Origin of the sequence: Psychrobacter sp. GP33, from assembly GCF_014119005.1 — a bacterium.
GTDB lineage: Bacteria > Pseudomonadota > Gammaproteobacteria > Pseudomonadales > Moraxellaceae > Psychrobacter.
Genome location: NZ_JACGYX010000001.1, coordinates 582,376 through 606,445, shown reverse-complemented (window position 1 = coordinate 606,445; position 24,070 = coordinate 582,376). Strand labels below are relative to the sequence as shown.

Annotated in this window: 20 protein-coding genes; 1 reads left to right on the top strand and 19 read right to left on the bottom strand. The window is 42.3% G+C overall.

Features of this window, described 5'->3' with window-relative positions:
- Positions 1-185: 185 nt before the first annotated feature.
- The 15 genes from H2245_RS02480 to H2245_RS02410 all read right to left on the bottom strand — a co-directional run bounded on the left by H2245_RS02480 (position 186) and on the right by H2245_RS02410 (position 20,251).
- Complete coding sequence (locus H2245_RS02480) at positions 186-1,472, bottom strand: FAD-binding oxidoreductase (protein ID WP_182405637.1); 1,287 nt, start codon at positions 1,470-1,472, stop codon at positions 186-188.
- A gap of 20 nt (positions 1,473-1,492) precedes the next feature.
- Positions 1,493-3,025 carry a Na+/H+ antiporter NhaC gene (nhaC, locus tag H2245_RS02475; RefSeq protein WP_182405635.1) on the bottom strand — a complete coding sequence of 511 codons (1,533 nt, stop codon included), beginning with the start codon at positions 3,023-3,025 and terminating at the stop codon, positions 1,493-1,495.
- A gap of 195 nt (positions 3,026-3,220) precedes the next feature.
- Positions 3,221-4,711 (bottom strand): aldehyde dehydrogenase family protein, encoded by a 1,491-nt coding sequence (locus tag H2245_RS02470; protein ID WP_182405633.1) that lies wholly within the window; start codon positions 4,709-4,711, stop codon positions 3,221-3,223.
- A 132-nt stretch (positions 4,712-4,843) separates the two neighbouring features.
- The gene (locus tag H2245_RS02465; protein WP_259365043.1) at positions 4,844-6,325 is read right to left on the bottom strand and encodes a VOC family protein; all 1,482 of its coding nucleotides are present in this window, start codon (positions 6,323-6,325) and stop codon (positions 4,844-4,846) included.
- A gap of 102 nt (positions 6,326-6,427) precedes the next feature.
- A complete protein-coding gene (locus H2245_RS02460) occupies positions 6,428-7,699 on the bottom strand; it encodes an aspartate aminotransferase family protein (RefSeq protein WP_182405632.1) in 1,272 nt (423 codons plus the stop codon).
- Between the two features lie 242 nt (positions 7,700-7,941).
- The gene (locus H2245_RS02455; RefSeq protein WP_182405630.1) at positions 7,942-8,889 is read right to left on the bottom strand and encodes a LysR substrate-binding domain-containing protein; all 948 of its coding nucleotides are present in this window, start codon (positions 8,887-8,889) and stop codon (positions 7,942-7,944) included.
- A gap of 268 nt (positions 8,890-9,157) precedes the next feature.
- The gene (locus H2245_RS02450; protein WP_182405628.1) at positions 9,158-10,735 is read right to left on the bottom strand and encodes a BCCT family transporter; all 1,578 of its coding nucleotides are present in this window, start codon (positions 10,733-10,735) and stop codon (positions 9,158-9,160) included.
- A 51-nt stretch (positions 10,736-10,786) separates the two neighbouring features.
- On the bottom strand, positions 10,787-11,902 hold the full coding sequence (locus H2245_RS02445) for a mandelate racemase/muconate lactonizing enzyme family protein (RefSeq protein WP_182405626.1): 1,116 nt from the start codon (positions 11,900-11,902) through the stop codon (positions 10,787-10,789).
- A gap of 89 nt (positions 11,903-11,991) precedes the next feature.
- A complete protein-coding gene (locus tag H2245_RS02440; RefSeq protein ID WP_182405624.1) occupies positions 11,992-13,128 on the bottom strand; it encodes a mandelate racemase/muconate lactonizing enzyme family protein in 1,137 nt (378 codons plus the stop codon).
- Positions 13,129-13,192: 64 nt separating this feature from the next.
- Positions 13,193-13,849 (bottom strand): GntR family transcriptional regulator, encoded by a 657-nt coding sequence (locus H2245_RS02435; RefSeq protein ID WP_182405623.1) that lies wholly within the window; start codon positions 13,847-13,849, stop codon positions 13,193-13,195.
- A gap of 335 nt (positions 13,850-14,184) precedes the next feature.
- A complete protein-coding gene (locus H2245_RS02430; RefSeq protein ID WP_220464350.1) occupies positions 14,185-15,408 on the bottom strand; it encodes a DUF819 domain-containing protein in 1,224 nt (407 codons plus the stop codon).
- A 53-nt stretch (positions 15,409-15,461) separates the two neighbouring features.
- On the bottom strand, positions 15,462-16,160 hold the full coding sequence (locus H2245_RS02425) for a M15 family metallopeptidase (protein WP_182405621.1): 699 nt from the start codon (positions 16,158-16,160) through the stop codon (positions 15,462-15,464).
- Between the two features lie 59 nt (positions 16,161-16,219).
- Positions 16,220-18,010, bottom strand: coding sequence for a potassium/proton antiporter (locus tag H2245_RS02420; RefSeq protein WP_182405619.1), 1,791 nt, complete (start codon positions 18,008-18,010; stop codon positions 16,220-16,222).
- Between the two features lie 503 nt (positions 18,011-18,513).
- Complete coding sequence (locus H2245_RS02415; protein WP_182405617.1) at positions 18,514-18,852, bottom strand: RidA family protein; 339 nt, start codon at positions 18,850-18,852, stop codon at positions 18,514-18,516.
- 136 nt (positions 18,853-18,988) lie between these two features.
- Positions 18,989-20,251 (bottom strand): FAD-binding oxidoreductase, encoded by a 1,263-nt coding sequence (locus H2245_RS02410; protein ID WP_182405615.1) that lies wholly within the window; start codon positions 20,249-20,251, stop codon positions 18,989-18,991.
- 228 nt (positions 20,252-20,479) lie between these two features.
- Between H2245_RS02410 and H2245_RS02405 the strand changes: the two genes are divergently transcribed.
- On the top strand, positions 20,480-20,824 hold the full coding sequence (locus H2245_RS02405; RefSeq protein WP_182405613.1) for a multidrug efflux SMR transporter: 345 nt from the start codon (positions 20,480-20,482) through the stop codon (positions 20,822-20,824).
- Positions 20,825-20,884: 60 nt separating this feature from the next.
- Here H2245_RS02405 and H2245_RS02400 read toward each other — a convergent pair whose 3' ends face one another.
- From H2245_RS02400 to cobT, 4 genes are all read right to left on the bottom strand, one after another.
- Complete coding sequence (locus H2245_RS02400; protein ID WP_182405603.1) at positions 20,885-21,358, bottom strand: hypothetical protein; 474 nt, start codon at positions 21,356-21,358, stop codon at positions 20,885-20,887.
- A gap of 75 nt (positions 21,359-21,433) precedes the next feature.
- On the bottom strand, positions 21,434-22,057 hold the full coding sequence (locus H2245_RS02395) for a histidine phosphatase family protein (RefSeq protein ID WP_182405601.1): 624 nt from the start codon (positions 22,055-22,057) through the stop codon (positions 21,434-21,436).
- Positions 22,058-22,086: 29 nt separating this feature from the next.
- Complete coding sequence (gene cobS, locus H2245_RS02390; RefSeq protein WP_182405599.1) at positions 22,087-22,923, bottom strand: adenosylcobinamide-GDP ribazoletransferase; 837 nt, start codon at positions 22,921-22,923, stop codon at positions 22,087-22,089.
- A complete protein-coding gene (gene cobT, locus H2245_RS02385) occupies positions 22,923-23,999 on the bottom strand; it encodes a nicotinate-nucleotide--dimethylbenzimidazole phosphoribosyltransferase (RefSeq protein WP_182405598.1) in 1,077 nt (358 codons plus the stop codon). The genes cobS and cobT overlap by 1 nt, the downstream gene beginning before the upstream one ends.
- Between the last annotated feature and the right edge of the window lie 71 nt (positions 24,000-24,070).

Sequence of the window (24,070 nt, the reverse complement as noted above, 5' to 3'; positions counted from 1 at the left end):
GTAGGCGTGGTTGTCTTTTAACATTTGTATGATAGTAGCAACTGCTTCTATTTCTTTATTTAAAATATCACTCACCGAAAACCTCTCCTATTAAATAAAAATCACACATCATTTATTCAAACTGATTCCGATAGAACATTGCACTTATAAAAGCATTTATACGCTCTATATATTTTTCATGATGTTTATCTAATTATTTTGAGACATTGACCCATGTGATACAAGCTTATCCCAAGCTCAGTAAATCCAGATTTCATACTTGATAGAGGAATTTTTGACTCTTCTATGGTTTTGAATGGTAGTGGAATACTGGCTCTATCGCCGGTTAAAATATAGTCCGCAAAACATTTTCCCATCAATGTGCCAGTAGTGATACCGCGACCGTTATAAGCAGTGGCTGTCAATATGCCCTCATCGGGTTCCAAAACGCGAAAGATATGGTCTTGCGTAAAGCCAAATTTACCATACCATTCGTACTGCCAATTAAATGCAGGCAAATAAGGATAATAGCTTTTTTGCACATAATTCGCCCATGACTGATAGAACTCTTTTGGCTTACAGTTTCGCCCACCTACCGTACCCAGCAATAACCGATCATCTTTATCACGACGGAAACTAGATAAGGCTAAACGTGTATCCCATGCACCATTTCTATGAGGTAAAATTCGGTCTGCCAGCTCTCCCGTTAACGGTTCAGAGGCAATTTGATAATAAAATACCTGATAAAAAGTTTTGCTGACTTCTGTCCATTCGCCTTCGGTATAAGCGTTGGTGGCGATAATAACGCGCTCAGCTTTCACATTTGCATCAGCAGTTCTCACATACCAGCTGCTATTCTCTTTTTCTAAGCTATGAACTGCCGAATGTTCATGAATCGTCACACCCAATTTAGCGGCTACCTCTGCTAAACCATTGACATAAGCAAGCGGATTTATGGTGCCAGTTCGGTGGTCTAACAAGGCTTTATTAATACTGGTCGTACCCGTATATTCATGGCAGCGACTACCGGTGAGCACTTCGACATTAACGCCTCGCCGGCTCAGCTGCTCATATCGAATATCAACATCGGCTTCCCCTTTCGCATTATGTGCCATATGCAGATTGCCAGTTTGAGTGGCTTGCGCATCGATACCGTAGCGTTTAATCAAATCAAACACGAGACCTGGCGCTTCTCCGAGTGCCTCAGTTAAACGCTCGCCTTCTGTTTCTCCTAGGGCAACATTTAAATCATCAGGGCGCGCCCACGTTCCGGCATTGACGAGCCCTACGCTTTTCCCTGAGCCACCACTGCCGATGGTTTGGCTTTCTAATACGATAACCTTGACGCCTTTTTCTGCCAAATGAATAGCCGCTGATAACCCTGTGTAGCCACCGCCAATAATACATACACTGGTCTGAGTGTCTTGAGTGAGCGCATCATAGTGATGAGTTTTGGGTGCAGTCACGTTCCATAAGCATTGCTCTTGTAACATCTTATACTCCATTTATCTCATCAGTTATTAATAGATGCCGTGTTGGCAGGCTCAGTTGAGGTAGACTTTTTGGTGAGAATTATCTCTTTTTCTGGCTCATCTTCGCGCGGGGTGAATTTACCAAGCGCTGCCCATAACAATCCAAATAAAGGCGATAACCAACAAGCAAAGGCAAAAGGCGCATAAGTCAATGTAGCGATACCCAGCGTGGCTGCGACGAAACTACCGCCCATATTCCATGGGATAAGAGGTGATAACAGCGTACCACTATCTTCGATAGAACGAGTCAAGGTCGTGCGCTTATAACCCATCTCTTTATATTTATCTTTTAATAAGCGTCCCGGCAATACTAAAGTAGTATAAACATCACCAATAATCGTACCCACGCCGATGACGCTGGCATAAGTGGTAGTCACCAAGCCAAAACGCGTTTTTACAATTTTATTGATTTTTGTCATGATAGCTCTGAGCGTGCCGTAATGCTCAATCGAGCCAATAAATGCTAAGGCAAAAATGGTTAAAGTAACAACCCAAGTCATGGACATGACACCACCTTTTGACAGCAATTGATCTACCACGTCAAACCCAGTTTCACTTTTAAAGCCATTTTGTAACACATTAAAGATATCGCTGACACCAACGCCTTGTAGAAAAAAGGCAACCAATGACGCAACCACGACACCACCCAATACAGTTGGTATCGCAGGCATCTTAAAGACCGCAGCACCAACTACCACTACAGCAGGCAGCAACGTAATAAGGCTAATATTATAATTACTGGCTAACGTAGACTGTAATGCCTGAATCGTAGACATGTTGACGTTGTCATTGCCGTAGCTCATCCCAATCCACGCATAGAGTGCCAAAGCTGTAACCATCGCTGGAACGGTAGTTGGTAACATCCCTCTAATATGATCCCAGAGGTCTACACCGGCTGCAGCAGGCGTAAGATTAGTGGTATCTGACAGCGGCGACATTTTATCACCAAAAAAAGCACCTGAGACAATCGCCCCACCGGTAAAGTGAGCCGGAATACCAAGCCCCAAACCTATGCCCATCATGGCAAGCCCAACGGTACCGACCGTGCCCCATGATGTACCTGTAGCGACAGAAATAACGGCGCAAATAAGACACACAGAGAACAAAAACGAAGAAGGTGAAAATATACTAAAGCCGTAATAAAGAATGGTCGGCACCGTGCCAGCAATAATCCACGAGCCAATGAGCATACCCACGCCCATCAGAATAATCATGGCAGGCAAACCGATTTTGACGACCTTTAAGAAGTTCTCTTCCATGCCCGCCCAGCTACGCCGGCGCAGTTTCATGAATAAGCCTGTGATTAAAATGCCACAAGCGAGAGGAATATGTGGGGTAAAGTCTTTAAAGACAAAGAACTGCACCATGAGAATCATGGACGTTAATAATAAGGGGGCAATATCTAGTAAAAAGCTACTAGATGGCTCATAGCCGTTTTGAACCGTGTCATTTTGAACAGAATCTTTTTCTGTAGAAATATTTTTAGAAGAATCATGAGGGGTTTTATCTGACATTAGACACCTACCTTCCTTAGTAGTGGAAATCAATAGCCTTTGCTATCAATCATCGTAACAACCCATCCGTGGTTGCTCATAAAGTACTACCTAGCAGTTAAAATCGTGCTCAGCCAACCTATGGCAGACTCAGCACTTTGTCTATTGATAATTGTCTATTCTTAGTTTAACGATAAAGCATCTAACTGCTTAGCATTAACCGAAACTAATGCCCTGCGCGAGTGGCAACTCTGTTGAATAGTTGACTGTATTGGTCTGACGACGCATATAATTTTTCCACGCATCTGAACCTGACTCGCGACCGCCGCCGGTTTCTTTTTCACCACCGAACGCCCCACCGATTTCAGCACCACTTGTCCCAATATTGACGTTAGCAATACCACAATCACTACCGCGATCACTTAAGAACAGCTCCGCTTCACGCAAATCATTAGTAAATACACACGATGATAATCCTTGAGGCACATCATTTTGCATAACTAAAGCATCGTCAAAGTGGTTATAAGTCATGACGTATAAAATGGGCGCAAAGGTCTCAGTTCTGACCACATCATTTTGCGCGTCAAATTCTACAATAGCAGGCTTCACATAATAAGCATCAGGATATTTATCCATTAATACGCGCTCACCACCAGTAACTTTGCCGCCTGCGTTTTTAGCATTTTCTAACGCAGTTTGCATATTATTAAAGCTGTCTTCATCAATCAGTGGACCAACAAGGTTGCCTTCCAATGGATGTCCAATACTAACCGTCTCATAAGCAGCTTTTACGCGTGGCAAGATGTCATCTTTAACAGATGTATGAACGAATAGGCGGCGTAGTGTGGTACAGCGCTGCCCTGCTGTGCCTACTGCTGAGAATAAAATACCGCGTAGTGCCAAATCTAAATCAGCACTTGGTGCCAAAATCATGGCATTGTTACCGCCCAATTCAAGCAAGCATTTACCAAAGCGTTCAGCGACTTTAGGTCCGACTGTTCTGCCCATACGCGTGCTACCAGTTGCGCTGACCAAAGCAATGTCTTTGTTTTCGACTAGAGCATTACCAACATCCGTCTCGCCCAATAATACTTGCGATAGATGCGCTGGTGCGTCACCAAATTTTGCAACTGCTTTTTCGAACAATGCTTGACAGGCTAGAGCGACTAAAGGAGTTTTTTCTGAAGGCTTCCAAATCACAGGGTTGCCACATACGATAGCTAATGCTGTATTCCAAGCCCAAACGGCAACAGGAAAGTTAAATGCTGAAATTACACCAATAACGCCAAGTGGATGCCATGTTTCCCGCATGTGGTGACCTGGACGTTCTGAGGCTATAGTTAAGCCATAAATTTGACGAGACAGACCAACGGCGAAGTCACAGATATCAATCATTTCTTGGACTTCACCCAGACCTTCTTCTTTTATTTTTCCTGCCTCAAATGATACTAAGATGCCTAAATCTTCTTTATGCTCACGCAGTACTTCACCCAACAGACGAACCAACTCGCCACGCTTTGGTGCAGGAACCGTACGCCACTCTTGAAAAGCATCTTTGGCATTTTGTATTTTGGTACCGACGTCAGCCACTGTGTCTAAAGTAACTTTACCAATAATTGCCCCATCAATTGGGGTATGAACCTCAAAATCGCCATTGCTGTATTGTTCTTCTTTGACGCCCATGGCAGACATATATTGCTTAATCATAATCAATCCCTTTCCTATTGGTTTATTACGTCCTTGAGACTTATAAAACTACCCTGCAACACGCTAACTTGCAAAATAATAAAGTTCTTACGCTCATTCCTTTTTGGAATGCTCTACAAAGCCTCTGGTTGTTTATGCCATATTTTGCAGACTTGATAAGCATTTTTTTAAGCTATCCGCTTGCATCGATTCATACAACTCAAGCTCGTTATAAACGTTGGCTCCTAAATCGCGCTCGAACTCTTGTTGATTTGAGCTGCCGTCATAGCGACTTTGCTTGTCTTGCTGAAGATTAGATTGAAAAATACCGGCGGCACTGACCGGTAAAAAATCCTCATAAACAATGGGCTCAATACGAATAATGCCTTTTTCAATCAAATTAATAAGCACATTTTTAGCTTCGGGTGCTGTTAAATCGCTATCACTTATCTCTACCATCTCGGCTTCATCAACCGGTTGATAATAAAAATAAGCCAGCCCTGCTGAATGTAGCTCCTCATAATCATCAGGAAACTCAGCAAATATTTGTTCTAAAATACGATAATATTCTGCGGCATTACTCTCGTTTGGCGTTGCGCCCAACTGGTCACGCGCTTTATTTAATAAAGTGTCATATAGCGCCCTGCCCTTGGCCGTTAACGCCACTCCGCGCTGTTCAATTTCACCAAAACGGGCAGTATGTTGACCTTTCTCGTACTGTTCTTCAGTATGAGTGTTAGCATTATTTTTAGCGTTGTCTTGAGTATAATTTGCGACTCTAAAACTCACCGGCTCTTGTAATGCCTTAAAGCTGGTTTGTCTTAATAAAATCGGACACTGACGTTTTGGCGGTCCTTCAATAATAGCCTTTGGCGGTATACCGCGTGCTTGCATGCCTTGTTGTACGGTATCGATGTCTAATGTTCTGGGCGTCAAATGATTGATATGCGGACCTTTAAAGCCAACCACGTCTGCAATTAGTGGATGTTGTTTTAATAGGCGCTCGTACAATGCTTTTGAAACGGGTGTTTTATCATACCAGCGAAAAGTTTTTAAGGCTTCTGTAATAAACTCCTGCGCTTCTACTTCTATTAATCCACCAATATTCTCAAAGTGCTCAATAAGCTTGACCACAGCATCAGTAAAGATTTGACGATTTGCTAAGGTTTCTATTGCGGCTTGTTTTAGAGATTCATCAGCTATCAAATCCAAACGTAATAACGAGGTAAATACCCGAAATGGGCTGTTATTTAACGACTCTGCATCGATAGCTCGAAATGCAGTAGAGTGGACAGGAACGCCAGCGGGCGCTAAATCGTAGTAGCCAACAGGGTACATGCCCATCACCGCAAACAGGCGACGCATCATGCTTAGCTCCGCTGCATTGCCCAATCTAATCGCACCATGGCGCTCTAGATTTAAGCGGTCAATCTCTCCCGTATGCGCAAGTTGGGCTTTAATATCTGGCTGCGTATTCAATACGTCATCATTTACTTCGGTCACCAGCTCGATGAGATCACCATAAAGTGGCACCTCATTTTGATACATTTCTGACATAGCCACTGAAAAGCCATGCCGAATGTCGTCGCTGCTCATCATGCTAGGGTCGCTAATAGCATTACTATTATTGTTCATAATCAAAAATCCTTTTAAAAAGTTTTAATCCGTTATAGATTTAATTGGTATAAATAAATTGTTATAAACCTAGTAGCTTTAGTATCAATGACCAATAAACACTTAAGAAACAGGTGCTTCATTTGGTAGCGATTTGAGTACTTCTTTTAAAATAGCTAGACCTTGTTGTAGGATTTCTGGCTCTATCGTTAATGGCGGTAACAAGCGGATAATATGTCGATGTTGCCCACTTGGCATGAGTAGCAATCCGCGAGCGCGGGCTTCGGACAATACACGTGTCATCACACTCGAGTTCACGCCATATTTGGGATGACGCAGCTCGATACCACGCATGGCACCGATACCCGTAAGACCAAATAGCCAAGGCGACACGCCCTCTTCTTGCCATTGTGCTATCGTCTGCTCGATAGTTTCGGCGTAATGCTTAGCTGATTGCCAAATTTCATCCTCTTGCATGATGTCGAGCGTGGCATTTGCCGCCGCACACGCCACAGGATTACCGGAATAAGTACCACCAAGACTTCCTTTTGGTAAGCCATGCATCACATCAGCTTTACCAATAACAGCACCCAACGGCAGACCACCTGCGATGCTTTTACCCAATAACAATAAGTCCGGCTCAATCCCCAAATGAGTAAATGCGAACGGCGTGCCTGTACGACCATAGCCAGATTGAATTTCATCCATAATCAGTAAGATGCCATGTTCATCACAAAAAGCGCGCAGATACTGGGCAAACGATGGTGACATCAGCTGAAACCCGCCCTCACCTTGTACTGGCTCTACAATAAAAGCACCGATATTATCAACATCAGTTTCTACCGTGAACAAACGCTCAAGCGCGTCAATCGCCTGTTGATCGCTAACTCCGTTATCGGCACTTGGAAAAGGAATATGATAAACACCGCCCGCCAGCGTCCCTAACCCACGCTTATAAGGCGCAACCTTGCCATTGAGATTAACCGCAGCCAGTGTGCGCCCATGAAATCCACCGTCAAAGGCAATCACGCCAGCACGTTTGGTCTTTAGGCGAGCAATTTTTATGGCATTTTCGGTGGCTTCTGCACCGCAATTGGTCAACATACCTGCCAGCTCGCCCGTCATTGGCACAATTTTGCATAAGCGATTCATAAATGTCTGATAAGGCAAATGACCTGCGGCATTGTAGGCATAATGAATAAGAGATTGGGCTTGATTGACAATGGCATCGACAATACGTGGATTGCAATGACCAAAATTTAAAACGCCAATACCACCGACAAAATCAATGTAGCATCGATCATTATCATCCCAAACTTTTGCATTTCTGCCTTTGATGAGCGTTAATGGATGCACCATTGTGAATGCATCCGTAACGTTATCGTGCTTATCCATGTGCCTTGCTCCTCGTCCTTGAGTGTAAAACTCATTTCAACAAAATGTACGTTTCTCAGCAAACGAATAATAGTTGTGCTTCCATTCCTTTTCGTCAGTGTTGCTCAGCTAGGACGGTAGTTAGTCACTAATATTAATTATTAATGTGAATTACTTATCATTAGGCATAAAAAAAGCTGAGTATATACTCAGCTTTTAATAGCGCTATTCTTTATTAATGATAAGACCTAATAGTAAGAGCATTACTCAACTAATTCTAATATCTTCTGACATTGATTGGATGTTTCAAGATAAGTCGTTACCCACTCCGAAATAGCTTTGACCTTATGCGATTGTCCAAGCGATATAGGATACGTAAGATAATAGCTACCACGACTCTTTGCTGCATAATCCCACGCCATTACCAGCGCCCCTGACTGTAAATCTTGTGCCACCAAACGTAGAGGCACTAAGGCAATGCCATAACCAAGCATCGCTGCAACAATACAGGCTTGAAACGTATCAAATCGCGGGCCTACAAAGGTGCCATCAACATTAATATCTTGCTGCTTAAAATAATCATACCAAGCGCTTAAACGCGAGCTTAGTTGCAGTAGTATGCAGCCTTGTAGCGTATGAGTATCAAGCGTCTTATCCTGCAAGTATTCAGGACTACAAACGGCAATACAATACTCATCAAATAGCTTTACCGATTGCATACCGCTCCAAATGCCATCGCCATAAAGAAAGGCAACATCCACATTTTGATCCTCAGAAAAAAACGGACCAACCTGCTCATTAATATAAAGATTGATTAACGGAAATTGTTGTCCAAAACCATTTAACGCTGGTATTAACCAACGCGAACAAAATGTCGGATGCGCCACGATTCTAAGCACTTCAGTATTGGTGCTGTGCGACATTAAATTGGTGGTCGCACTTTCGATATGTTTGAGTATTCCCAATACTTCCAAATAATACGTTTTACCTGCCGGTGTCAATGAAATACGCTGCGGCGTACGATGAAACAGCGAAAGATTGAGCATCTCCTCTAATTGCGCTACCTGCTTGCTCACCGCGCTTTGGGTCATGTGCATCTCTTGCGCAGCATTGGTAAAGCTTAAATGTCTAGCCGCAGTCTCAAAGCATTGCAGCGCGGTGGTCGAAGGATATCTTCTAAAAGCCAGAGGCTTACTGGTGTCAGTGTTCATAGTCAGGTTTCTGTTAGCCCATATCAGTAAAATTACAACGCCTAATCTTAACATATAGCCATATTGTAAACGGTTTAATAGGAGATATGATGATAACATTTGTCAGCTAAAGCCAATTTTTTACGATTACAGTCATTTATTTATTAGGCTCATAACACTTAATAAACAGGAAAGCAGCATATAAAAAGGACAGACTACTCTTAGAGCAATCTGTCTTTTAAACTAAACTATAATTATCCTTCAGATATGATGCTACCTACTAAATCATCTATCGTTTCTCACTCAACTCGTTTGATCGCGTTTCCTTAATGCCAGAAGCACATACTTCAGCGATTTTATCAGAGGGCACATCACCAAAGTCTTTTACCATCCATTTTAACCAGCCAACAATGATAAGTATCATAATAAAGAGAATGGGAATACCGGTGATGATGGCACTGGTTTTAATCGTATCCAAGCTTGCTCCGATAAAAATCATCGTCAATGGCACTAGGGCTAACATGACGCACCAGAACAGTCGATGTATTGGATGCGGCTCTTCATTTCCTTGTAATTTTGGTGTGGCTGTAGAAGCCATGGTAAATGCAGCACCATCTAACGTCGTGGCAAGAAACAGCACAGAGATTGCACAAAACAAGATCATGAAAGCGCTACTTAATGGCAATGTTTGTAGAACGGCAATAATGGCACTATTATCTTGACCAGCTCCTAACATCCCAACCACGTCGACCAGTCCTGTCAAATGGCGATCAATAGTTAGACTACCAATAATACCAAAGAACAAGAAACAGCCTGCACTACCACTAATTAGGGTGTTAATAACGACTGACCGGAGCGTGCGACCTTTTGATACTTTAGCAATGAAAATACCGGTGAAAGGCGCATAAGTAATCCAATACAACCAATAGAATATTGTCCATGATTGTGGAAAGCCAGATTTACCAATAGGATCAGTAAATAAACTCATTTGCACAAAGTTCTGCAGCATTAAGCCTAGAGAGTTAGTAGTATTCGCAATGATAAAATTCGTTGGTCCTAAAACTAAAACCCCAACACAGAGAAGTAACGCCAGTTTTGTCGTAAAATCTGCTAAATTTGACATACCTTTTTGTAAGCCGATATAAGAACTTAGCGAATAGACGACAGAAATGATGAGAATCAATACGATATTCATCGTAAATGAGGGCTCAATGCCCAATACCGTACTTAAAACATTATTAACCAGTGGCACCGAAACGCCTAGGGTAATACTTAACGCGCCAAAACAGATAAATATAAAGATAACATCAATAATACGCCCTAGGACACCACTTTGCTTAATACCGGTAATCGCGCTAACGATGGCGCTTAAACTGAGCCCTGCGTTTTTACGTACATATAAGTGATAGCAAATAGGAAGTGCGACTAGAGCGTATAGTGTCCATGCACTGAAACCCCAATGAAACATATTGTAAGGTAATGACATCTCATATGCTTTTTGCGAGTTTGCCTCAATGCCAAGTCCAGGGGTTTCAATATAATAAGCCCATTCCACAAACGCCCAATAGACAGTGGCTGAGCCCAGTCCACAGGCAATCATCATTGAAATCCATTTGAAGTTGGAGTACTCCGGTGCCTCTTCCCCAAAGCGAATGTTGCCATATTTACTGGTTGCCACGAAAGCCAGCAGTAACACACCGAGGAAAGTGAATATCAGTACCCCCGAGCCAAACCACTCTGTCATTTTCCCAAAGATAGCGCTTGCAACCACTTGTGATTGCTCCGGTTGAAGATATAAAGCGCCAACCACAATGACTACCAATGCGATACTGACAGAAATTAATAGTTTATCTACTTGTCTACTCATGACGATCCCCAATTCCATTTTGGTTTTAAATCTATAAATCCGTTAACGACTTTATATTTTGTATAATTCCATTATATTTTCATCGAGTTCTACGCCAAGTCCAATGGTATCCGGCACCCTGACATGACCCTCTTCTAATGGCAGTAAATTCTTGACCAGTTTGGTAAACAACGGACTCTCGCTTTGTGAGTATTCAATCAGATCGCCATACTTGGTAGCCGCTAGGAATTGCACGGTAGCTGCTAATAAAATCCCCGTACTAAAACCATGTGGAATCATTTTAACGCCATTCATTTCAGCAATATTATTGATAATACGCATCTCACTAATACCACCACAGCGAGTAATATCAGGCTGAATAATATCGGGCTGTGCTTGCTTTATAAAATCCTCAAACTCATAGCGTGTGGTTAATGACTCACCACCAGCAATTTTGGTCACAGCCAGTTTTGCCAGTTTGAGATAGCCTTTCATATCATCAGCCAGTACGGGTTCTTCAATCCAATTTAAATGGAATGGCTCTAATTTTTTGAACATATCAGCTGAATGGCTGTAAGTATTCCATTTAGAAGCCAAGTCAATTTGTAGCTCAAAGTCATCACCCAACTCTTCACGAACGGCTTTCACCAATTCATAATCAGTAATGGGATCATCACCCATGATGCCGCCACCGAACTTCAAACTGGTAAAGCCTTTTTCTTTAAGTTTTCTAGCAATTGCTCTGTTATCTTCAGGGATATCTGCGGGTATAAAAGTGCCGTAAGCGCGAATTTTATCGCGGTATTTACCGCCTAATAACATATGAATAGGCACTTGATGATATTGAGAGGCGATATCCCATAAGGCGATATCAATGGCGCTCATCGCATGAATACCTGCACCTCGTCTTCCTAAATAATTAGAACCCCAATACATTTTGTCCCAAAGTTTTTGAATCTCTAAAGGGTTCTCACCCAGTAACAGTGCTTTTAATCCAGAACAGTATAGGTTTGAGTTTGGGGCTTCGATGATGGCTTTGGCTACCAAGGGCGAGGTGTCACTTTCACCAATTCCGACTAAGCCCGTATCGGTAATTACGCGCACAATGAGTGCATCTTCGCCCCATTCACAGGCTTGATCGAGTGCTGGAACTCTAAGGCTAATCACTTCTATGTCTACTATTTTCATCTTTAAACATCCTTTTAATGAATTTTCTTGAGTTAATACAGTGTCTTTCGGTTTTTGGTATTCATCTACATCGTTAGTAAAGACTAGTTTTATTCTGACCAACCTGTTGTATCTAAAGTGATTTTATAACTGCTCGTTTGTTCAATTAATGCCCAGTCCATCTCGATACCCAACCCATTGCCATCTGGCGCGTGTACATAACCTTCTTTATCCGTTCTAATCGTCGTTAGTGCGCCAAACTCTAAAGGCTCGACCGGAACGGCTTGCTCAAAATAGGTGCTGTTGTTGTAGGCTAACATCAGATGCAGGTTGGCAGCTTGTGACAAGGTATAGCCCCAAGATTGCAACTCAACGGTCATCGAATTGGCTTCTGCCATACCCATAATTTTTTGAGTTTGAGTAATGCCACCAGCAAGCGTGGCATCGACACGGGCACTTGACCAACTGTTGTTTTGAATACCTTGCTCAATTTGATTAAGATGAAGTAAGGTATTTCCAGCGGCTAGGATAGGGATCTCAACACGGTATTTTAGGTCTCTATAACCTTCTAAATCAGTGTCAGATAATGGCGCTTCAAACCAAATATAATCATGCTTTTCTAAAATTCGCGCGGCTTTTAGCGCCTCTTCTCTGGTATAAGAGCTTTCTACGTCCATCATAAATTTAAGACCCGAATCTTTGAATGCCTCATGGATCGCTGCCACTAAAGCCATATCTTTTTCAAAAATGCACCAAGTGTGAAATTTAATAATTTTATAGCCTTGGCTTTTTAAGTCTTGAACGTGTTTGATGTAATCCTGAATAGTCGGTAAGAAAGGCGTACTGGCATAAGATAAAATCTTATTTCTAGCACCACCAAGCATTTGATACAGCGGCATTTTTGCGTACTTCGCCACCAAGTCCCATAACGCAATATCTATCGGTGACAATGCTTGTGGTTTCATTTGTACGCAGCGACTTGCCAGCAACGCATAAATAGCTTCTCGTTGTAGCGCTGACTTACCAATCAGAAAAGGCAGCAAATGACGAATAGACTCTGCTAGGCTTTTATCAATGCCACCTTCCGTCCAAGAAATTGCAGCACCAAATCCCTCATAGCCATCAGCTGTCCGTATTTTGACAATAGTATTGGTGATGAACAAGTCATCATAATGCGAGGAGGTTTTGTATTTGGCATCGGGTCCTGCAACCACAAATACTTCGATTTTGTCAATCTCAAGTTTCATAAATATCCTTATTTTTGAACTTTAAACGATAAAACAGCCATTACATTTAGCTGCTAAACTGGCTTTAATCCAATAAATAAACGTCTGGAAGATTGGTATCGACGATATGAGCTCTTAATGCCTCAATAGCTTCGTCGAGAGAGTCCCCATTTACCAAAACGTTTATCAATTCTTCATGCTCAACAAGCCATTTTTCCAACGTTCCAGATCTGCTGTTTTGATGTAAGAAATGCAGACGGATTCTATTGACAATACTTTCCCAAATATGCACAACACTTTCCAATCCAGAAGATTTCACTATCAATCCATGTAACTGAATATCTAATTCTATAAACGTCGATAAATCCTCATAAAAAATAGCTTTCTTCATTTCTTCTAAAATTATCTTGAACTGCGTTTTCGTCTTTTCCCCCCAAACAGAGAATCCTTTTTTTAGAGCAAAGGTTTCAATCTGGAGCCGCATTGGTATCAGAATTTCAAGGACTTCTTCTTGTGAGATGGTCGATACTCTGGTGTCTTTATAAGCTTCAGAAATCAGCAAACCTTTTTGCTCTAACAGCAACATGGCTTCTCTTACCGAAGTTCTGCTAACGTCTAGGCTTTGCGAGACTTGAAGTTCAGTGATTTTCTCACCCTGCTGCAACTTGCCTTCAAAAATCATTTGTTTAATTTCTTCTGCAATTTGCCGCTTTAGAGAACTTTTAGAAAATTTACCAGCCATAAAAATTCATCCATTTTTTAACTTTGTCTAATTGTCGACAATCTATCTTTAGAAAATATACTAAGTAGTCTCATTAGTAAAGACTTTTCTTAAAGTTAGACAATCTACATCTATAGAATTGCGAACCAGGCAATAAAGCTTGTAAAATTGCTTCTGAAATATTGAGAAATTGGTGCGGAACAAATTAAAAATATTGAATGACGAAGTTAAAGAGATTCTTTTGTTAGAAAACTTAATTTACCTTTCAAAAAGCAAAAAAAACGACATTCATTGAATATCGCTTTTGTAATATATATTTTTTAACGCCTTTGTTTTAATACCTCTACTGATAAAAGCTACATACCAATTTGCGTCACTATAAAATAAACAATTGTGCCTATGTAATTGCCAATGACATAACCCACCGTACCAATCACCAAGATAGGACCGACTAAATTCGTCCAGCCCTTACTGATGGCTAAAGCGGCGGCAGTAGTTGGACCACCAATATTAGCGTTACAAGCAAGTACCACTTCTTCAACACTGAACTTAAACAGTTTACCCACACCCATCGTAATGGCTAAATTGACCATCGCAATAATAAATACAAATACGAATAGCAGCGGCGCTTGAGTAATAATCAAGCTAATAGATGCAGGAATACCGATAACCACAAAGAATAAATAAATGCAGTAAGTGCCCAGCTCTTGACTGCCGTTGAGCTTTTCAAATGAGTTCTTAAATATAGAAACGATGATAAATGTGATTGTCGTTAACAACAGGTATTTATCAGTAATCAAGCTGATGAGCAAGCCCACCACGATGTTATCACTGGTACCCAATAACGCTTGCAGGAATGCCGACAGCTTAAATGAGATCAAAACGATGAGCATGGAGGCTGCTAAACAAATCGCAATGTCTTTTAAAGATATAAGATTTGGCTTCCAAAACGCTTCCGATAAAGTGCGACTGTTTAACATCTCTGGATTTTTTTCAATAGCATCGGTATGTGGCGAGCCCCAAACACGACGTATGACAGGAATACCCGCCAGCCCAATTAAGATTAAAAAATAAAAAGCCATCATCATATTATCTGCCACAATAGTCGCTGCATTAATACTTTCACTAGGCTCTAATTTGGCAGACATAGCGGCATAATTCACCCCACCGCCCGTATAAGAGGCTGAAATCATGCCAGTAACTTTGTCTAATTCTGGAATATAATGACGTAGTGCCATAAAGGCAAGGACAGCACCTATCATGGTGGCCATAGAAGACGTCAAGAATAGTAAAAGCAACTTCCAGCTTTCTTTGACCAATGCTTGCAAGTTGGTTTTAAACAATAACAAAGGAATAGCTAAAGGTACAATATAACCCCAGACAATATCGTATGTTGGCGCATCTATGGGGATAATCTTCAGGTTGGAGGCAGCAATTGCAATCAACAGGGCAATCACGGCCCCGGGAATTTTGCTTGCCCATTTATAGCGTTGTTCGATAAAAATAGCAGAAGTTGCAGCGACCATAACGAATGTCCACAGTGCCAAATGATCGTCTGCTTGAATTAAAGTTTCCATCATATTCCTCCTTGAACGTGATAAATAAGTACTATAAGGCTAAAGAAATCTCATCCTCAAGCATACTTAACTTCCCAATGCGTGGCACCATAAATGGCATGAGGTTGCTGGTTGTAACTTGCCCAAAGCGGATTGCCATAATCAAAATGCCACCATTCTGTGGGTAAATTAGTAAAGCCTACCCGCGTCATTACAGAATATAATAGGCGTCGATTGTGACAAGCAACATGCTCAGGCTGATCTTCATAGAAATGAGTATGAGAGCGATCTGTAGGTTCATCGAATTCTGAACCCATGTCTAACCATTCACCCGTTGATCGGTCAAAGAGCGTGATATCAACCGAACCGCCAGTAAGATGCGGACTAATAAAACCGGGGCGCACCGGCGCAACAAACTGAGATAACAGCTGCTGTTGCTCGCTGGCATTTAACTGCGGATACATTGCCCGAATAGCATCGCCAACTTCGTTCTGAACTGCTTGTTGCACTTCCCGTGAGCGCCACCCATCCAGCACCACAATGCCTAAATGCTCAGGTAGCAAATCAGCAGCTTGTTCTAATTTCTGAATAACAGAACGTCTAGCGACACAAATATTAATGGCATATGCCACATTATTAGCAAAATAAATAGGAAATTGTTTTAAAGTATCTGTGGTTGGTACCACTTGTAAAGGTTCATCAGACTCAACAATTGCAATACGTTCAAGCATCTCCCAACTATGCTGAACTTGCTTGGGTATGGGATTTAATGACATGATTTTCCTTATCAAATTTAAAGCGCTAGCATTTAATTAGCATATTTTGATTATAGTAGTTAACTGACCGTTGGTAATTTTTCTTGCTTTAGACCAATCGTTCTCAGCGTACCCTTGCCATCAATCTCTCTAATAACCAAAGACCATTCGTCATTAATAGCCACAGTATCACCAGAAACAGGAGCCGTATCTAAGCTCGAAATGACGTATTCAGCCACCGTCTGTTGCCACATATTGGGCGAAATATTATCAGCTTGTGTTTTTAACTTATTGACGAGGGTTTCAGATTCCATAACACCGGTAAAAAACGGCAAATCTCCCAGTTTAACGCTGGGCGATAACAACCAATCTCCGTAAAAGTCATCGATGGCTCTGCGATCTAACTTGGTATCATTGAAAATTTGCGCAATTTTACTGGCATGGTTGCCGCGCATGGCATACCAAACCGTATCGCCAAACTGTAGCTGGGTGTCTTCTTTGACCAAGATGAGTTTTTGTCGACGCACTAAGGCAAATAGATTAATTTCATCAGAACTGATACTGGTTGAGATGGTTTGTGGGTGTCGACCCGTAGCAAACGCACCCGCCTTGACCTCAAACTCATAGAGAGTAATGCTGGTATTGTCAGAGACCCAAACCTCATGTTCCTCTTTTGGTTCATCATTAGCCGGAATACGCACTTTAAAAAAGTCAGCCATAATAGGAATGGTCATCCCTTGTAATATAAGCGATAACACCACCACCCCAAAAGCAATATCAAACAACATAAATGCGCCATCTACTGCTGATATTACGGGCAGAATCGCAAGGGTGATAGGCACTGCACCGCGCAGACCTACCCACGAAATAAAGCCAATTTCTCGATCTTTAAACTTAAAAGGTTTCACACTACTATAAACAGCGATAGGTCGCGCTACCAAAATCATAAAGGCAGCAATAGCAACTGAATAATACCAGACGTTAATCACGTTCGATGGCGTGACCAATAGTCCTAACACCACAAAAAGAACAGCTTGCGATAGCCAAGCAAAGCTGTCCATTACTCGTAATACGTGCTCCGTCGAGCGCCCTTTACGGTTGCCTATCATCACACCGGTCAAATACACGGCTAAAAATCCACTACCGCCAATTAAATTGGTTGCGGCAAAGACAGACAAGCCGGCTGACAATATCAAAATGGCATACATACCTTCTGCCAGATGAATCTTGGGCAGCAATCGCGACAATGAATAACCAGCAAGTAAGCCCATGCCTAATCCAAAGCCAAGCTGCTGTAGCAATAATCCTATAAAGCCAAAGACAGTTTGCCCTGCCGGATTGACATTAAGCGCAATCAAACCGGTAACCAATAAAATCGCTAAGGGATCATTAGCGCCCGACTCCAACTCAAGCGTGGCTTGCACGCGATCGTTCAGTTTCACGCCACCATTACGCAGTAGTGAGAACACTGCCGCAGCATCCGTTGAACCGACAATCGCCGCCATCAATAAACCAATGCGCCAATCGACATCCAATAGCCACGTGACAAAAACACCGAGCACCAGAACGGTTGCTAATACTCCCCAAGTCGCCAGTACAATTGCAGGTTTCAGCCCAACCCGAAAAGACTGAATCGAGGTACGCAAACCCCCATCAAGCAGAATACAGGCAAGCGCTGCCTGCCCTATAAAATTTGCAATACCGTACTGTGAAAATTCAATGCCTAAAATACCGTCTTCACCCGCCAGCATTCCAACGACCAAAAACAGCAACAACAAGGGTACGCCCAAACGCGCAGATAACGTACTTGCCATAATACTGGCGAAAATTAACAATGCCCCTACTAGATATAGGATATTCAAAGTATCCATTTTTTTATAAACCCTATTGTTTAATAATGCTTGCGGTAACCAAATGTCCCATTCCTATGGATTTTGACTATATTAAAGAACAACAGATAGGATAATCTTCATTTCAATATTGATAATGCCAAATGCGACGCCCTCCCTGACCTCCCATCCGCTATTTGAACCGCCTTATAATGGCGACTTCTCTATTCTGCTGTCCGCGATGACCCCTACTAAAAAAGGCACTCCTTGAATAGTATATAGCGCCCCTGCTTTACTCAACCCCTTATTCAATAATAGCTGGATAAAAATTATTGATTACTTGACGACTTTTGATCCAGATACTTTCTTTGATGCTTGTTAATACCTTTTGATAAAAAAACTATAAGCAATTAAATTTATGCTTAGGCTATTTTAGTGTTTGCCTTTAAAGGTCAGGTTACATTAACCTGTTATAAAAAAAGGCCATAAAAAAGGGCAGGATAATAATTACCCTGCCTTTTTTTACTATCTTATCAATCTACGGATTATTGAGCCGCGATGACAGTAACCTCAACCAATAGTTCAGGACGAGCAAGCGCTGATTCACCACAAGCACGGGCTGGTGGTGGCACGCCTTCAAACCATTTATCCCATACTTCATTCATCGCGGCATAATCCGACATGCTTTTTAACCAAACGGTGGCGGATAGCATTTTTGACTTATCGCTACCAGCTTCTTCGAGCAAGGCTGCAACTTTTTCTAAGCAAGTTAGCGTTTGGGCGGCGATATCATCCTCGGCATTGCCGGTTTGACCAGACAGATAAACAGTCTCGTTATGAATGACAATTTTACTCATACGTTGGTTGCTTTGCAGTTTTTGCATGGGGTTCGTCCTTGTGTGTTTAATGACTATTTTAACTGATTGCGTCTAACTAATTGTTTGTAACGGATAGTGGTAACTTATATTTTTGAGGCAATATTTTAACATACTTATATTTATAAGTTATCATTCACTAAAACTATGCTTTATAAAATCGCTGCGCATTGAATGGTTCTACATTGACGGTCAATGGCTTATCGTGAATCAGCTCTTCAACGAGACGGCCGGTAATAGGTCCTAAAGTAAAGCCTTGATGACTATGACCAAAAGCAAACCATAAATGATCATGCTTGCCAGCTGGTCCAATAACGGGCTTCATATCTGGCATACACGGACGCGAGCCTGCCCACGCCTCAGACTCGACCGCTTCATCTAATGGCAGTATCTTTCTAGCCAGTTTCAGCACGGTATTGAGCTGCCCAAAGTTCTTGGGCGCATCCATGGTGGTCATCTCAGCACCCGTAGTAATGCGGATACCTTGCTGCATCGGTCCCATGACAAAGCCTTTATCCATATCAAACATACTGTGCTTAATCATATTTTTACCAGTAACTTTAAAGTGCTGGTGATAACCGCGCATCGGGAATAGTGGCAAATCATAACCTAGTGGTTTGATTAACTCATTAGACCAAGGACCAGCGGCAATCACCAAATCATCACTATAAAAAGTGCCGTTATCAGTAACGACTTTCCAGCCTTTACCATCAATCCCATCTTCAGGTGAAATTTCTTTCACATCACTTTCTTTGATATCGCCCTGCATCTCTTGGAAGCTCTTCGCATACGCTTTAACAAGGGCACTTGGGTTAGAAACCTGCCAAGAGTTTAGCCAATGAATCGCTCCGACAAAACCATCAAAATTGGCATTGGGCTCCATCGCTTTTAATTCTTCAAGGGTCAATACCTTATGTTCAACACCCTGCTCGCGATCTTTGACTGCTGCCGCAATAGCAGTTTTAAGCGTCTCTTCAGAACGATGCAATTGTAGCCAGCCTTCACGGCTGATTAATTCTTCAGCACCCGATGCGGTAATTAGGGTTTGATGCTCACTGGTACAATGCTCAATGAGAGTCTGCCACTCTTTTTCTATTTTCTTAACAGAGGCTGGTGAAGAATATTTCCAATACTGAAGAAGGGCTTGGTGATAACGTAGGATAGCAGGTATGCGGTAGCGGATATCGGTGCCCTGATTGGGCAGCACTCTGACCATCTCAGAGATTTGACGGGGGAAAGGATGCGTATGAATGGCTTCACGCTGAATCAATCCAGCATTACCGTATGACGTTTCTGATCCAGGTAGTTTTTTATCAAGCAGTAATACTTTAGAACCATTCTTTTGTAGATGCCAAGCAGTTGAGGTTCCGACCATACCGGCACCAATTACTATCACGTCGTAGCGCATAACCTATCCTTTCGATGATGGAGATATAGGAGCTAAAAAATTTTACTTGCTCATGGTAACGCGATTCAGAAAAATATAAAACCTCTATAGAACGGATTTTTTTGTTAAGGGCTACTTTTATTTATGATTGCTATGAGAGAATAACCTGAGACGTATTGTCTCTATATATTGATATATATATTCTACTGACTATTTTAAAAAAATAGTTTGGATTTGGAGCGTGATGGTATGAACCCAGTTTTTATAGGCTATGGATTTTTGATGTTGGCTATTATTTGTGAAATCATGGCAACGACGTTATTGGTGAAGTCTGAGCAGTTCACCAAGCTGATACCGACGCTTATGATGGCGGCACTATACATAGTCTCGTTCTACTTTTTATCGCAAACGCTTAAAACTATCCCTCTAGGCATTGCCTATGCGATTTGGGGCGGTATTGGCATTGTATTGACAGCGATTATCGGTACGGTGATATTTAAGCAAACGGTTGATGCCGGAGCAGTGGCTGGTATTACTTTGATTGTCAGCGGGGTGATTGTCATTAATGTATTTTCACACACGGTTGGGCATTAATAACAATAATTTATAAAATAGCTTATATTTTTGGCGTAAGGAAAAGAGAAAGCTTGCTCACTATCGGCAGCGCATCATTTCAATAACTGTATTACCTGAATCTAGATACAGTGTGCCATTAACAATTTTATAGTCAAATTTTCCAACATACTTATTAGACAATTGATCATCCTCGCCCATCTCAAAAGAGATAGAGAGTGACTGACCTGAAATATGAGTAGGTGTATATTTGCTATAAGATATTGGATACTCATCATAGCTGTCTTCCCAATAGGAAACGCCCGTCAGCCGCTGTGCATCGGCATTGAAGTCAACAAAAAATGAGGTGTCTTGCTCACCACCATTGTCGCATAAATCTTTTAGTATCGTTTTATTAAGCTTTTGTTTAGTAGAGTGCATTCCTGCCCATTTACCGATGAATGCTTTGGGAATAGGCTTTACATTAGATATAGGGCTGGCATGGGTAACACAGGTAGCAGATGATAATAGTAAGAATGCAGCTAGGCTTATTCGTGTACAACGATAAAAAGACATATAAATTCCTTTTAAAAATTAGTGATTTATATTTATAGGGTGCTTACAATTATTTAACTAATAACAGATCTAGCTTTATACATTTCTTGCATATTTAAAAATACTCAACTGATTATAAGCCACAGGAGCAGACCATTCTGTTGCCAGCTGCGGCACTGGATTACCAGCTGCAATCATCTTAGCCGCAGTAATCCAGCCGGCATGACCGACTGCTAATATGGGTACCACTTCAGAATCAGATTTCACCTCAGGATCAGGCGTGACTAAAGCTTCGTTTTGTACACGACTTTGCGTCATATTATGCACGCGTAACCAAGTAGCAACTCGCTCAAACAACTCCTGTAGACTCTCGCCATTTTTAGGAGCAAAATCGGCAAAGTTATCGCACCAGATATCGATTTCCTCTTTACCAATCTGTGCCCACGCTTGCCCATCCCAAGTACCAAAATTAATCTCAGCTAGCTCCGGCGTGACATGGCAGACAAAACCGCGCTGGGTCAATAATTGACCGACTCTTAATGAACGCTGCAAGGGGCTAACCCAAATGACTTTTGGCAATTGATGCACACGCACAAAGCGCTCAATGTGATGCGCCAAGCGTTTTAGCTTGCGGTTATCGACACCCATGTCGGTATGCCCAAGACAGATACCAGCAGCCGCCAGCGGCTTAGGATGACGCCAAATGTATAAAGTCGTCATTAATGAAACTACTCTTCATAATAGTGCATTTAAATAAAAGGAATAGTGGCAGCAAGCCCTGCATAAATAGCCACTTCGCTCAACTGCTGGGTCGCACCCAATCCATCACCAGTATAGCCATCCAAACGTCGGCGTAATAATCGGCGCATATAATCGGTAGCGATCAGAGCAAGCATTAAGGCAAGCAACCAGTGCCAAATGCCCAATTGACGCATAGTTTCAGGGAACATTATCAATACTAATACCCCACCTAGCACCAGCCAGCCACTGGCAATCACGGCTTGTAATGGCGTGAGCTGCTGAGCCATTGGCTTGGCTTTGGCGTGTTCAATCTCACCACCGTAAGGCAGCATGGCAATTAAGCTAATAGACAATAAGCGTGAGGCACTGTGCCCGATAATCAGCGCCACTAAGGCGGTGGTCATTGGCATTGAGGCTAATAAAGTAATCTTAATTAATAATGCACTGACCAATCCTAACGTACCATAAGTGCCTAAACGCGAATCCTTCATAATCGTTAAGGTGCGCGCGCGGGTCAAACCGCCTCCCAGCCCGTCACAACTATCAGCAAGCCCATCTTCATGAAACGCGCCAGTCAGCTTAATACTAAATACTGTACTTAGCACCGCTGCCACCAATGGCGTAAATATCATACAGGTAAGCCAAAACACTAGGGCACAAAGTAAGCCTACAAGTAACCCAACCGCTGGGAAATGGCGGCTACTTTGGTGTAGCCATTGTGGTTGGTAATTGGTAAATTCAGGCACTGGTATGCGGGTTAAAAACTGAATCGCAACCAGTAGTAAACGATACTCATATTTCAACCCTTGCCATAGCCTTTGCCCTAACGAGCGAGGGTGTGCCATTAGTTATTTTGCTCACTAATGCCGGCATCACTAAAGCTTGCCATCTCATTCATGATCGCACACGCAGACTGCAATAATGGATAAGCCAACGCCGCCCCACTACCTTCACCCAAGCGCATATGTAAGTGCAATAGTGGCGTTGCATGTAACAATTGCAACAGATGCTCATGACCTGGTTCCGCTGAATGATGGGCAAAAACTGCATACTGACGGACACCAGGTGCTAAATGCTCAGCAACCAGCAAAGCAATAGTGGCAATAAAACCGTCAATTAATAAAATTTGGCGTTGGCTTGCCGCTTGTATCAGCGCCCCAACCATCATGGCAATCTCAAGCCCGCCTAATGCGGCGAGCGCTGCAAATGGCGTTATAGCATCCTCATGACGTTGTAAGACTTGCGTTAATATCTGCTCTTTACGTAGTAATCCGGCATCATCAAGCCCCGTACCGCGACCGATACAATTACCTATCGGAAGCTGCCCCAATCTTGCTAGCAGCAAACTCGCAGCAGAGGTATTACCAATACCCATTTCACCAACGATAAGTAAGTTACCTTCCAGTTGCTTGGCAACTTCCATACCGTTATTAAGTGCGCGCACGCACTCTTCATCTGTCATGGCAGCTTCTGTGAGCGCATCACGGCTGCCATGGCGCACTTTATAATCCAGTAATTGCGGATAATTTTTGAGATGAGGATTGCTTTCAAAATGAGCAGGGTCAAAATCAGTAGCAACCCCAGCATCGACTACCTTTAATTCAATATTATGCTGACGCGCCAGGACATTAATGGCAGCACCGCCTTGTAAGAAATTCAGTACCATTTGCGCTGTAACGGCACTAGGGAACGCCGATGTACCATGCACCGCCAAGCCATGATCGGCAGCAAAAACTCGAATCTGCGGCTGCTTAATCTGTGGCGCAGTCGTTCCTTGAATTAAACCAATTTGCAACGCCAAGGTTTCTAGTCGTCCCAGTGCGCCCAGGGGCTTGGTTTTTAAATCTATAATCTGTTGTAACTGCTGGCGTAATTCGCTATCTTCTATATTAGCGATTGCTGGTGCTATAAATGTACTCAAAAGGAAATATCCTAATATGATTAATAAAGTGAGAGATAAATAATAACGGCAATATTAGCGGTATTATAGGC

Bases quoted from the DNA above. Each gene is read 5' to 3' on its own strand.
- H2245_RS02480 (WP_182405637.1), bottom strand. From the start codon at position 1,472: ATGTTACAAGAGCAATGCTTATGGAACGTGACTGCACCCAAAACTCAT.
- nhaC (WP_182405635.1), bottom strand. From the start codon at position 3,025: ATGTCAGATAAAACCCCTCATGATTCTTCTAAAAATATTTCTACAGAA.
- H2245_RS02470 (WP_182405633.1), bottom strand. From the start codon at position 4,711: ATGATTAAGCAATATATGTCTGCCATGGGCGTCAAAGAAGAACAATAC.
- H2245_RS02465 (WP_259365043.1), bottom strand. From the start codon at position 6,325: ATGAACAATAATAGTAATGCTATTAGCGACCCTAGCATGATGAGCAGC.
- H2245_RS02460 (WP_182405632.1), bottom strand. From the start codon at position 7,699: ATGGATAAGCACGATAACGTTACGGATGCATTCACAATGGTGCATCCA.
- H2245_RS02455 (WP_182405630.1), bottom strand. From the start codon at position 8,889: ATGAACACTGACACCAGTAAGCCTCTGGCTTTTAGAAGATATCCTTCG.
- H2245_RS02450 (WP_182405628.1), bottom strand. From the start codon at position 10,735: ATGAGTAGACAAGTAGATAAACTATTAATTTCTGTCAGTATCGCATTG.
- H2245_RS02445 (WP_182405626.1), bottom strand. From the start codon at position 11,902: ATGAAAATAGTAGACATAGAAGTGATTAGCCTTAGAGTTCCAGCACTC.
- H2245_RS02440 (WP_182405624.1), bottom strand. From the start codon at position 13,128: ATGAAACTTGAGATTGACAAAATCGAAGTATTTGTGGTTGCAGGACCC.
- H2245_RS02435 (WP_182405623.1), bottom strand. From the start codon at position 13,849: ATGGCTGGTAAATTTTCTAAAAGTTCTCTAAAGCGGCAAATTGCAGAA.
- H2245_RS02430 (WP_220464350.1), bottom strand. From the start codon at position 15,408: ATGATGGAAACTTTAATTCAAGCAGACGATCATTTGGCACTGTGGACA.
- H2245_RS02425 (WP_182405621.1), bottom strand. From the start codon at position 16,160: ATGTCATTAAATCCCATACCCAAGCAAGTTCAGCATAGTTGGGAGATG.
- H2245_RS02420 (WP_182405619.1), bottom strand. From the start codon at position 18,010: ATGGATACTTTGAATATCCTATATCTAGTAGGGGCATTGTTAATTTTC.
- H2245_RS02415 (WP_182405617.1), bottom strand. From the start codon at position 18,852: ATGCAAAAACTGCAAAGCAACCAACGTATGAGTAAAATTGTCATTCAT.
- H2245_RS02410 (WP_182405615.1), bottom strand. From the start codon at position 20,251: ATGCGCTACGACGTGATAGTAATTGGTGCCGGTATGGTCGGAACCTCA.
- H2245_RS02405 (WP_182405613.1), top strand. From the start codon at position 20,480: ATGAACCCAGTTTTTATAGGCTATGGATTTTTGATGTTGGCTATTATT.
- H2245_RS02400 (WP_182405603.1), bottom strand. From the start codon at position 21,358: ATGTCTTTTTATCGTTGTACACGAATAAGCCTAGCTGCATTCTTACTA.
- H2245_RS02395 (WP_182405601.1), bottom strand. From the start codon at position 22,057: ATGACGACTTTATACATTTGGCGTCATCCTAAGCCGCTGGCGGCTGCT.
- cobS (WP_182405599.1), bottom strand. From the start codon at position 22,923: ATGGCACACCCTCGCTCGTTAGGGCAAAGGCTATGGCAAGGGTTGAAA.